The 12,172-nt window shown below is 47.7% G+C and carries 7 protein-coding genes; all 7 read left to right on the top strand.

Features of this window, described 5'->3' with window-relative positions; genetic code table 11:
• The first annotated feature begins 5 nt into the window (after nt 1-5).
• Complete coding sequence (locus tag HZB61_08000) at nt 6-3,395, top strand: PAS domain-containing protein (GenBank protein MBI5056540.1); 3,390 nt, start codon at nt 6-8, stop codon at nt 3,393-3,395.
• Nucleotides 3,367-3,759 carry a response regulator gene (locus HZB61_07995; protein ID MBI5056539.1) on the top strand — a complete coding sequence of 131 codons (393 nt, stop codon included), beginning with the start codon at nt 3,367-3,369 and terminating at the stop codon, nt 3,757-3,759. Before HZB61_08000 ends, HZB61_07995 begins: the two co-directional genes overlap by 29 nt.
• On the top strand, nt 3,740-5,758 hold the full coding sequence (locus HZB61_07990; GenBank protein ID MBI5056538.1) for a response regulator: 2,019 nt from the start codon (nt 3,740-3,742) through the stop codon (nt 5,756-5,758). The genes HZB61_07995 and HZB61_07990 overlap by 20 nt, the downstream gene beginning before the upstream one ends.
• Nucleotides 5,755-6,828 (top strand): response regulator, encoded by a 1,074-nt coding sequence (locus HZB61_07985; GenBank protein ID MBI5056537.1) that lies wholly within the window; start codon nt 5,755-5,757, stop codon nt 6,826-6,828. The genes HZB61_07990 and HZB61_07985 overlap by 4 nt, the downstream gene beginning before the upstream one ends.
• Before the next feature lie 2 nt (nt 6,829-6,830).
• Entirely contained in the window at nt 6,831-8,567 is a 1,737-nt protein-coding gene (locus HZB61_07980) for a 2-oxoacid:acceptor oxidoreductase subunit alpha (GenBank protein ID MBI5056536.1), read from the top strand.
• 179 nt (nt 8,568-8,746) lie between these two features.
• Nucleotides 8,747-9,625, top strand: coding sequence for a substrate-binding domain-containing protein (locus HZB61_07975; protein MBI5056535.1), 879 nt, complete (start codon nt 8,747-8,749; stop codon nt 9,623-9,625).
• Nucleotides 9,625-12,156, top strand: coding sequence for a PAS domain S-box protein (locus tag HZB61_07970; GenBank protein MBI5056534.1), 2,532 nt, complete (start codon nt 9,625-9,627; stop codon nt 12,154-12,156). The genes HZB61_07975 and HZB61_07970 overlap by 1 nt, the downstream gene beginning before the upstream one ends.
• Nucleotides 12,157-12,172 lie beyond the last annotated feature (16 nt).

Raw genomic sequence — 12,172 nt, 5'->3', positions numbered from 1 at the left:
ATGTGATGCAAAAAAAGAATTCTTTTCCGGAACGACTTTCGTCAGTCTTTTTCTGCTCGCGGAAGGTCGCGTTTATAAGCCTGCTCTTCGGCATTGCCTTATTGGCACTGCTTTATAGCTCATACCGACAAGTGAAAGAAACCGCTTATATAGAACTGCCGACCGGTCAGGCAGAAAGAAAGACTTCCAAAGTCTCAACAGCATTAGTAACGGCTTCCCGGGAAGTCCTCGTTCTCAACTCCTACCATGTGGGACACACCTGGTCAGACAACGAGATGGCGGGAATCATTGAAGTTTTACAAGAGGCATCGCCAGACATTCGATATCATGTAGAATATTTGGACTGTAAACATTACCCTAAATATGAGCACTTCGAACTGGTCAAGGACCTTTTTAAACTAAAATACGGTAATAGGGAAATCCCGGTAGTCATCGTTACGGACAATCCGGCCCTTGAGTTCGCCCTGAAGTACCGTGCCCTGCTATTCCCACGCTCATCCATTGTCTTTTGCGGGATCAACAACTTTAAAAAGGAAATGCTTGAAGGGCAGAAAAATATCACCGGCCTTGCGGAAGTTCTCGATGCGGTTGATACGATGCGCGTGGCCCTGACGCTTCATCCAAAAACAAAAGAGGTCTTCATTGTACACGATTATACTTCCACCGGTCTGGCAACACGCAGAGAGGCGGAGAAGCAGATGAAGGGCATGTTCGACAGGGTATCATTCCGGTATGTGGAAGATATGACTAAAAAAGAAATGACGCAGTTACTGAGGGGCTTATCTGAAGACAGTCTTGTCTTTGTGCTTGGTTATAGCGTGTTCAAAGATGGTGAAATAATAGGTACTGAGGATGTGGCGAGGCTGTTCAGCGCGAACTCCCCTGTGCCTGTTTACGGGGTCCATCAGGAGCGGCTGGGGTACGGGATTGTGGGCGGAAGCCTTCTCAGCGGAAAACTTCATGGAGCGCACGCGGGCCGGGTCGCTCTCAAGATACTTTCAGGGACCCAGGCATCTAATATTCCGGTTGACATGAATCCTCCGACGCGGATGATGTTTGATTATAACCAGCTTGTCCGGTTTTGGATCCCCTCTAAGGCGTTGCCGGAAGGCGGTGTTATCGTCAACAGGCCGGTCTCTTTTATTTCATCACACAAGTACCTTGTTGCAAGCATCATGCTGGTGATTATTATACTGACCTCCGGCATTATTATTCTCGGACTCAATGTGCATCAGCGCGGGCTGGCGGAAGAGGCCCTTCGCAGATCCAAGGAAGAGTTGGAGTTGCGGGTATTGGAACGCACTGCCGAATTACAAAATGTCAATGAGCAGTTGCAACACGAACTTGCCGAACGCAAGCGGTCGGAAAGCGTTCTGCGTCAAATAGAGGCGGAACTGAATGAATCACAGCGCGTAGCGCATATCGGCAGTTGGGATTGGGATGCAACGACCGACACTATCTGGTGGTCTGATGAATATTATCGTATCTATAACATAGACCCGAAACTGCCTACGCCCAACTATATCGAGCACCTGAAGGTCTATACCTCTGAAAGCGCCGGGCGGCTTGATGCCGCAGTGAAGATGGCCATGGAAACCGGCGAGCCGTACGAGCTTGATCTTGAACTGGCAAATCCGACTGTTACGACAAGATGGATAGTTGCCCGCGGTGAAGCCAAACGTGACGCGGGCGGCACGATATGGGGACTTCGCGGCACAGCACAGAACATCACGGAGCGTAAGAAGGCAGAAGTGGCGCTGCAGCGCAACCAGGACATGCTGGCACGGACGGAGGGCATCGCGCATGTCGGCAGTTGGGAATGGGAGGTGGCTACTGACACCGTGACATGGTCGGACGAGTTGTTCCACATCTTTCAGCTTGATCCTGCCGATGGGGCGCCGTCCTTTGCGGAACATCCCAGGCTCTATCATCCCGATGACATGGAGAAGCTTAAACTTGCGGTAGAGGCCGCTGTAAAAGAAGGCGTGCCTTATGAGATGGAACTGCGCGCCATCCGGACAGACGGAGAGACGCGGGTGTGCCGGGCCCAAGGTTATGCGGAGATGGGGCCCGGCGGTAAGGCCACACGCCTCTTCGGATCGTTCCAGGACATCACCGAGCGCAAGCGTGCTGAAACCGAAAAGGAACAGTTTTATAGATTCTTCCAAACCTCTGCTGATATGATGGCAATTGCGGATCCAAACGGGTCCTTTATGAAGACAAACCCTGCCTGCACTGAGACCCTGGGATATTCCGGGACAGAGCTTGTTGCAAAGCCGTTCATAGAATTCATTCACCCTGAGGACAAACAGTCAACCATTGATGAAATGGCAAGACAACTGCAGAGAGGCTATTCGCTTAACTTCGAAAATCGCTACATATGCAAGGACGGTTCTATCAAGTGGTTATCGTGGCGTGCAATTTATTCTAAAGAAGAAGGGATCACGTATGCCACTGCCCGCGATATCACCGATCGCAAGCGGGATGAAGAAGAAATACGCAAACTCAATGAAGTGCTTGAACAGCGCATAATCGAACGTACTGCTGAGCTGTATGACAGTCAGCGGGCGCTGGTCAATATCGTAGAGGACCTGAATCTGAAGACGGAAGAACTGAAGAAGGCGAATATCAGGCTGAAGGAAATGGACCGCATGAAATCCATGTTCATCGCCTCTATGAGCCATGAGCTGAGGACGCCTCTGAATTCAATAATAGGTTTTTCGAGCATCCTCCTTAATGAGTGGACAGGCCCGGTGAATGCAGAACAAAAAGGGAACCTTTCCACGATACTGAAATCCGGCAGGCATCTTCTCAATCTGATAAATGACATTATCGATGTCTCAAAGATAGAGGCGGGAAAAATCGATTCCCTTATGGAGAATTTTGATTTGCACGATGTTATTGAAGAGGCGGTTAACTCCTTTTCAAAAGAGATATATGAAAAAAGACTTTCCCTGACTGTTGAAGCCGTGCATCAGGAAATGCACACGGACAGGCGAAGGCTGCTTCAATGCGTGCTGAACCTTTTGAGCAACGCGGTGAAGTTTACGGAGAGAGGAAGCTTAAGCGTGCTTGCATGCATAGGGATTGGGGATTGGGGGTTGGGGGTTGGGGAAAAAGAAGACAGAAATCTCGTTGAGATTTCTGTCAAGGACACCGGCATCGGCATTTCCGAAGAAGACTACCCGAAACTGTTTAATGCATTTGTCCGTCTTGATTCTTCCCTGAGGGCATCGATCCCCGGCACAGGTCTCGGCCTCTATCTCACTAAAAAGCTTGTTGCAGAGGTTTTAAAAGGTGATATACTTTTTTCAAGCAGGCATGGTGAGGGGAGTACGTTCTCGATAATTATACCAGTGAGGATTGATGAAAAAGGTCCTGGTAATAGAAGATAACGCGGACAATCTGCGGCTTATAACCTACGCGCTTGAGCGGAGCGGATATGAGGTTGTTCCGGCAGCCACAGGCGAAGAGGGTATTGAGCTCGCGTCGAGCCTGCGTCCCTTTTTCATTATTGTGGATATAAACCTGCCCGGCATTGACGGGCTTGAGACCACAAGGCGGATAAGGAACATGGAGGCAGGGCGCGGCATTCCCGTTGTGGCAATAACTTCTTTCGCCATGCAGGGCGACATGGAGAGGATTTTAGCCGCAGGGTGCAACGCATACTTTGAAAAACCGATTGATCCCCTCACTATTGTAGACCGTATCCACAAATCTATTGGGCTGAAGGTGCAAAATGAAGATATTGATAGTTGACGACAACAACGATGACAGAAGACTTTTAAAATACAATCTGGAGCGCCGCAATTGCGCCGTCATTGAGGCAAGTGACGGAGTGGAGGGACTTGAGCTTGCGGTTGTTCATAAACCCGACCTCATAATCGCGGACGCGCTTATGCCGAGGATGGACGGCTTTCAGTTTCTCAGGGCGGTCAAGACAGATGAGGCCCTGAAATCGATCCCGTTTATTTTTTATTCAGCTACATATGTCGGCAATAAGGAAGCCGAGCTTGCCATGTCCCTCGGGGCGGAGGCGTTTATTGCCAAACCCAAAGAGCCTGATGAATTCTGGAGTGAAGTAAAAGACATTATTGAGGGATGCAGCCTTAAAGAGGGACCGTCCGTCTCAGAAGAACTGCTCAAAGATGACATAGAGTATCTTAAGAAATACAGTAACATTGTTGCCACCAAGCTGGAGAAAAAAATTCAGGAGCTTCAGGATGCGAATGCGCTGATAGAGGAGTCTGAGGCATTCATAAGAAGTATCCTTGAGAGCGTGGATGAAGGTTTTATTGTCGTTGATCGTGAATACAGGATCATATCCGCAAACAGGGCGTATCTTGAAATGACAGGTCTCCCGTCTGAAAAAGTCACAGGCAGGCACTGCTATGAAGTTTCACATTACCTGGAAAGTCCGTGCTACGAATCGGGAGTGGACTGTGTTGTAAAACAAACCTTCGATACCGGAGAGCCTCACACAGCCCTGCATGTTCACAAGAAGGGAGGCAATCCTTTTTACGTGGAGACAAAATCCTTTCCCATGAAAAATGCCGCAGGGGAGATAGTATCTGTAATTGAGATCATCAATGATATAACTGAAAAATGCAAACTTGAAGACCAGCTCCGCCAGGCACAGAAGATGGAGGCGATCGGGCAGATCGCGGCAGGGATCTCCCACGACTTTAATAACATCCTGACAGCAATAATCGGATATGCCAGCATATTGCAGATAAAGATGAGGCCTGATGACCCGTTAAAAATACATCTCGACCAGATACTCGCCTCAGCGGACAGGGCCGCGTCCCTCACACAAAGCCTGCTCGCCTTCAGCAGGAAACAGATAAGCAATCCTTCAAGAGTAAACCTTAACTCTGTTATCGGGAGGGTGGAAAAGTTTCTCGTCAGGGTAATAGGAGAAGATATTGAGCTTACGACAACACTCATTGGCGGGGATTTAACTGTGTTGGCTGATACCTCCCAGTTGGAGCAGGTATTCATGAACCTTGCGACAAATGCCCGTGACGCAATGCCGAACGGAGGCACATTAAGCATAAGCACGGAGATCGTGCACCTGGACAGGGGATTTATAAGGATGCATGGTTATGGAGAACCCGGGGCATATGTCCTTATAGCCTTTACTGACACCGGGACCGGCATGGATAAAAAGACAATGGACAGGATATTCGATCCTTTTTTTACAACCAAAGAGGTCGGAAAGGGCACGGGACTCGGACTTTCCATTGTATATGGGATCGTAAAGCAGCACAGCGGATACATAAATTGTTACAGCGAACCGGGGAAGGGCACGACCTTCAGGATCTACCTGCCAATTATAAAAGCGGAAGATGTCAAAGAAGCAATAATAGCCGAGCCTGCGGCGCCTGCCGGGGGGACAGAGACAATACTGGTGGCTGAAGATGATGACGCGGTCAGAAAACTCACGACCCATTTGCTTGAGGAATCGGGTTATAAAGTCATTGAGGCGGTCAATGGAGAGGACGCGGTGGAGAGATTCATGACGTACAGGGATAAAATCCACCTCCTTTTGTTTGATCTCATAATGCCGAGGATAAACGGCAGAGAGGCCTATGAGAAGATAAGAAATATAAGGCTCGTTAAAGTTCTTTTTACAAGCGGGTATCCTGAAGAGCACATTTATAAGCAGGACATACTTGCGGAGGGGCTTGACTTCATTGCGAAACCGGCGCCTCCCGCGGCCCTTTTACGCAAGCTTAGAGAAGTTCTCGATAAATGAACGCTGACATTAAAGCACACATTCTTGTAGTTGATGACGACCCTTATATTCTTGAGTCGGTTTCACTGGTATTGGAATCACACGGATATTCCGTTACCTCGCGCAGCAGCGCAATGAGTGCTCTCGACAAATTTCAGAAAGATACAATCGATGTTGTCCTGACCGACTTAAAGATGCCTGTGATTTCAGGGCTCGAACTTTTAAAAAAGGTCCACGCGATCAATTCCGAAGTCCCGGTCATACTGATGACCGCATATGCTGAAGTTGATATAGCGGTCGCAGCAATACAGGAGGGCGCGTTTGACTTTATAATCAAACCGTACAAGCCGCCGCACCTTATCTGCTCGGTCGATAAAGCTGTCCGTTATACAAAGTTGATCCAGGCTGAAAAGAACAACAAGCAGATGCTCGAGGCCACTGTTCAAAAGAGGACGCTGGAGCTGGCAAACGCACTTGAAATGGTCAAAAATATGAGCAATGAAATGATAAAAAGGATAACGGTAATTGCCGAATACAGGGACGCAGGCACGGGCGTTCATATATCGAGGATCGGTTTTTACGCAAGCAAGCTTGCCGGGGCGCTTGACATGCCGAAGGATTTCGTTGAGACAATTTCATTTGCCGCCCCTCTGCACGATATAGGGAAAATAGGGATACCGGACAATATACTCTTAAAACCTGACGCGCTCGCTCCCCTTGAGTTTGATGTGATGAGGACACACTCCATCATAGGAGAGAAGATGCTTTCAGGGTCTTCTTATGACAATATTCAATTGACCGCATCAGTGGCTTTAAACCATCATGAGAGGTGGGACGGCACCGGATATCCAAGGGGATTAAAAGGGGAAGACATCCCGATTGAAGGAAGGATCGTGATGCTCTGCGACCAGTATGATGCCTTGAGGATGAGGAGGCCGTACAGGATGCCCTTGAGCCATGAGGAGGTTTACAGGAGAATAACTGAAGGCGATGGAAGGACCATGCCTGAACATTTTGCCCCTGATATGCTTGAGGCGTTCAGGAGGATACATAAACAGTTCGAGGAGATTTATGAAGCGCACAGAGGGTAACTATGGACTACTCAATTAAAATAGGCGGTGAGGCCGGGCAGGGTATTCAGACTGTTGGTGATACTCTCGCAAAGGTGTTTTCAAGATCAGGTCTTCACGTCTTCACACACCAGGATTATGAATCACGCATAAGGGGCGGACATAATTTTTACCAGATCAGATTTGCCGACAATCCTGTTACCGCATCGAGGGACGGTATCGATATTGTGGTTGCGTTTGACAAAGAAAGCATATTGCTGCATGAAAAGGAGCTTACGGAAAACGGCCTCATCATTTACGATTCAGCAACGATTCCAACTCCCAACCCCCAATCCCCAACCCCCAGCTATTTCGACGTCCCATTCACTAACCTTGCAGCAGAACACGGCGGAAATAAGATCATGGCAAACACCGTAGCAACCGGAGCCGTGCTTGGAATGCTTGGGATGGAGCTGAATATATTATTCGATATCATCAAAGATACTTTCAGGAAAAAAGGAGAAGACGTTATAAAAGGCAATATCAATGCCGCAGCGGCAGGACATGCGTTTGCCATAAAGAATTGTCAGAGGTGTTCGTTCAATGTGCGGGCGAACGGCAGCTCGCCCCTGCTGCTGATAACCGGAGTTGAGGCGATAGCGCTCGGAGCAATTGCATCAGGCTTAAAGTTTTATTCAGCATATCCAATGACGCCTTCCACCGGAATCATGAATTACATCGCCGACAATGAAGCGGAATACAGCATTATTGTCGAGCAGGCGGAAGATGAAATTGCCGCGATCAATATGGCCCTTGGCGCGTCATTCGCCGGAGTGAGGGCCATGACCGGAACATCCGGCGGCGGGTTCGCGCTCATGGTGGAAGGGCTTTCACTCGCGGGGATGACAGAGACGCCGGTTGTCATCGCGCTTGGACAGAGGCCCGGACCGGCCACAGGTTTTCCGACGAGGACGGAGCAGGGGGATTTGCAGTTTGCCCTTTACACCGCCCACGGAGAATTTCCCAGGGTGATCTTTGCGCCGGGAACACCTGAGCAGGCTTTTTATCTGACTAATAAAGCTTTTGATATTGCCGAAAAATATCAGATACCCGTTATCATTATTTTTGACCAGTACCTATCTGATTCGCAATGGACATTTGAAGGATTTGATCTACCCAAAATGAAATATGCTGATTACAGATTGAGAGGAGATATATTCAAGGACCTTCCTGAATACAAACGCCATGCGTTTACACAGACAGGCGTGACGCCTTTGGGAATCCCCGGCGATGCAAAACATCTGGTTGTGACAGACAGTGACGAGCATGATGAAGAAGGGCATATCGTGGAAGACGCGGAGACGAGGATGAAAATGCTGGACAAGCGGCTGTTCAAAAAACTTCCTCTCATCAGGCAGGAGATTGAGCCGCCTTTTTTTTACGGTAATGAAGGACCGGAAATTGTGATCGCCGGATGGGGTTCCACATACGGCGTGATGAAAGAGGCGGTTAATATGTTTTCGAATGAAAAAAATATTGCCATGCTTCACTTCAGTGAAATTTATCCATTCCCTTCAACAGACAAACTTGATTATCTGCGCATTCTCAACAACGCAAAGATTACCATCTGTATTGAAAACAATGCGACGGGACAGTTCGCAAGATTAATGAGGGCAGAAACAGGATATGACTTCAAGCAGAGGATTAATAAATATGACGGAAGGCCCTTTACAGCAGATGAATTACTAAGAGAAATCAATTCCAGCCTATCACAGACGTAACTCCGAATTGCTTTAAGCCTCCAATCTTTAATTGCAATCAATTAAAACATCTAATTGCCTTATTAAGGAAAATCCTTAAGAAATTTTAAACGTATTCCGATAAAATATTTGCAAAGTATTTATATAGGGTTATGCAGTTTGCAACAAAGAATGAAAAATTAAAAACAAAGGAGGAATGTATGCGCTGTTGTAAAAAAGTTGCGGCTAATCCGGGAAAGATAATTTTCAGTCAGTTAATTGTTCTTGCATCAACAGTTATTCTTTGTCTATTGCTTATGAGCATATGCCTCTACGCGGAAGATATCAATGGGACAATCAGAGTGGGCGGGACAGGGAATGCGTTAGGAAGTTTTAAGGAACTGGGAGATGCTTTTCAAAAATTACATCCTGGTGTGAATATTGTCATTCTTCCAAGCCTTGGAAGCACCGGAGGCATAAAGGCGGTCAATGCGGGAGCGCTGGATCTCGGACTCAGCTCCAGGCAGCTAAAAGATGCTGAACGTATATACGGGGCCGCAGATGAAGAAGTAGCTCGGACCCCGTTTGTATTTGTGTTTTACGGTAAAGCAGGGGTTGTAAATCTTACGCTTAAGGACATTGCAAAGATGTATACAGGCGAGACGAAAAACTGGCCTGACGGCACGCCCATTAGAATAATATTGCGTCCTGAAACAGATGCAGATACCGACTTGATGAAAAGTATGTCTCCGGAAATGAAAGAGGCGTTAGGGAAAGCAATGTCGCGGGAGGGGATGACAATAGCCCCCTCGGACCAGGACTGTGCTGACGCATTGGAAAAGGTACCCGGTTCTTTTGGAGCATTAACGATCGGGCAGATCATAGCAGAAAAGAGGGCGTTCAACATTGTGACGCTGAACGGTGTAGCACCGGGTATGAAAACTTTTACTGAGGGAAAGTATCCTTATTACAAATCTCTCTTTATTGTTAAGGGCCCGAAGAGCATCCCGGTCACAAACAATTTCATCGAGTTCGTAAATTCAAAAGAAGGCAAGGCGATCCTCAATAAAACAGGGTTCCTTGCTTTGTCAGGGAAGTAATGAACAAAGCGAGCGCCAGCAAGGTCATCAGGACAACAAGCCTCCTGGCCCTGATTTTGTCAGTGATGGTGGCGGTCCTGCTGCCTTCCGCTTATTTTGTTTTAAGCTATCAGGAACATGCCGCAGTGCTTGAGACTGAGGCGGAAGCCAACGCGTTTTTTATCACGCAGTTGATAAACGCAAATCCCTCCTACTGGCGGTACTCGCAGCACAGGCTCAATGAAGCGCTCAACCGCTTTACTGCCAAGGGAGATAACGAGGCCCGAAGTATCATTGACGTTAATAACGAAGTCCTTGCGTCCAACGATGTTGATGTTAAGGGGCCAGTCGTAACACGCTCACATCCGCTTTTTGATTCAGGGAATGTCGTTGCAAAGATCGAGGTCAGCCGGTCTTTGCGCCCGGTCTTGAGGAATACGTCATTGTTCGGACTGCTTGGAGTTGTCCTTGGACTGTCGGGATATTTCATTATTAAGATATTCCCCCTGAACGCCTTATCTCAGGCGCTGAAGTCACTTTATGAAAGCGAGGAGAAATTCCGCGCGATAACAGCGACTGCGGTTGACGGCATTATTACTATGGACAATAAGGGGCTTGTTACCTACTGGAATTCTGCCGCTGAAAGATTATTCGGATACACACCTCAGGAGGCGCTTGGAAAAGAATTGCACCGGTATATTGCGCCCCGGAGATACCATGAAGAATACAGGAATGGTTTCGATAAGTTCAGGACAACAGGACAAGGTTTTGCAATCGGCAAGACAATTGAATTGAGCGCCTTAAGGAAAGACGGGACGGAATTTCCAATTGAAGTTTCCACCTCGGGAATTATGGTCAAAGATGAATGGCACGCTGTGGGCTTGATCCATGACATTACCGAGCGCAAGAAGGCGGAGGACAAGCTGGCGCAGTTGTATGATGAAGTAAAGAGCGAGGCGGAGGTATCCAGGTCGCTTTTTGAGCTGGTCGAGGCATTAAATACCAGCCTTGAAGAAAAGGAACTTGTCAGAAATGTGCTGGACCTGGCCCCGAGATATCTGAAGTTTAACAGGATGAGCTTATACTTTTATGATGATGAGGCCGGATGCTTTGCATTCGCGGGCGCGTATGGCTTAAGTCCTGCCGAGAAGGAAATGGTAGCGGCAAAAACGATAAGGCCGGGCGACTTTCCCGCGATCGATACTATCATGAAAGGGGAAGGTGTGATCATAGACAAGGCAGTAGAAAGCATTCTTGTCAGCGGAGACATGATTGATACCTTCAACATGAACAGCGCGCTGCTGGTCCCGATTTCTTTCAGAGGGAAGATAAGCGGCATGATATGCGGTATTTATACTTCCGATCAGCCGGTAGATCAGAAGGACATCGCGCTTCTCAAGGGCCTTGCAAGCGGGCTGGGCATTGCGCTTCAGAACAGCAAACTCTACCAGGAATCTAATGAAAGGCTTGTGGAATTAACAAACAAGATAGAAACAATAAACGCAATGGCACAGCTTGACAAGGAGATACTGTCTTCTATTGATAAAAATGCAATTTTAAAAACAGCCACTACGCTGACGAGCGGATTAATAACGTGTGACAGAGTCGCTGTTCTCCTTAAAGAGAGTGATAAATACGGCCCGGTTGCCGAATGGGGGCTGGGTAAATTCAAAGACAGGACTTATGATACGGAGACCTCTCATTTCAGTATTATTGAGCAGGGAAGGGGGCCCCTTTTTATTCCTGACATTTCCAAAGACAGCGTTAATTGTGTTTATCATAGAGAGCAGATTGAGATTGGGATAAAATCATCCATTATAGTCCCTCTTATCAGTAAAGGCGAAATGTTAGGTATTCTGGATATCGGCTCTATGTATTCCGATAAACTTACTTCCGACCATATATCCACAGCCGAAAAGATCGCCTCACAGATAACCGTAGCGCTTGAACATGCAAAGCTTTATGACGACCTCCAGGAGCTGCTTATTAATACAACAACATCACTTATTTCGATCATTGACGCAAAATCTCCATGGACCAAAGGTCATTCTGAAAGGGTCACAAAATACGCGGTGGAGATCGCAAGGGAGATGGGACTGCATGAGAAAGAAGTTAATCACGTCAGGCTGTGCGGCATATTGCATGACATCGGCAAGGTCGGAACATTCGACGGCCTTCTTGACAAACCCGGCAAACTCACTGATGAAGAATATGAACTTATAAAGAAACACCCGGGGCAGGGCGCTGATATAATAGCCCCCATAAAACAGTTAAACAATGTTATCCCCGGCGTTCTCCATCATCATGAAAGATATGACGGGAAAGGCTACCCCTTCGGCCTGAAGGGTGAAGACATACCTCTTTGCGCGAGCATACTTTCAGTCGCTGACTCGTTTGATTCAATGACCGCTGACAGGCCTTACAGAAAATCACCGGGCAGGGACTATGCGATCTCCGAGCTCAAGCGGTGTTCAGGAACTCAATATAATCCGAAAATAGTTGAGGTGTTCCTGAAGGTGCTCGAAAGGCCCGCCGAAAAAGACGGACCATAATTATTTGCATTCTCAC

It is taken from the genome of Nitrospirota bacterium, assembly GCA_016214845.1.
Taxonomy (GTDB): Bacteria; Nitrospirota; Thermodesulfovibrionia; order UBA6902; family UBA6902; genus SURF-23.
This window is presented reverse-complemented; position numbering and strand designations above follow the sequence as displayed.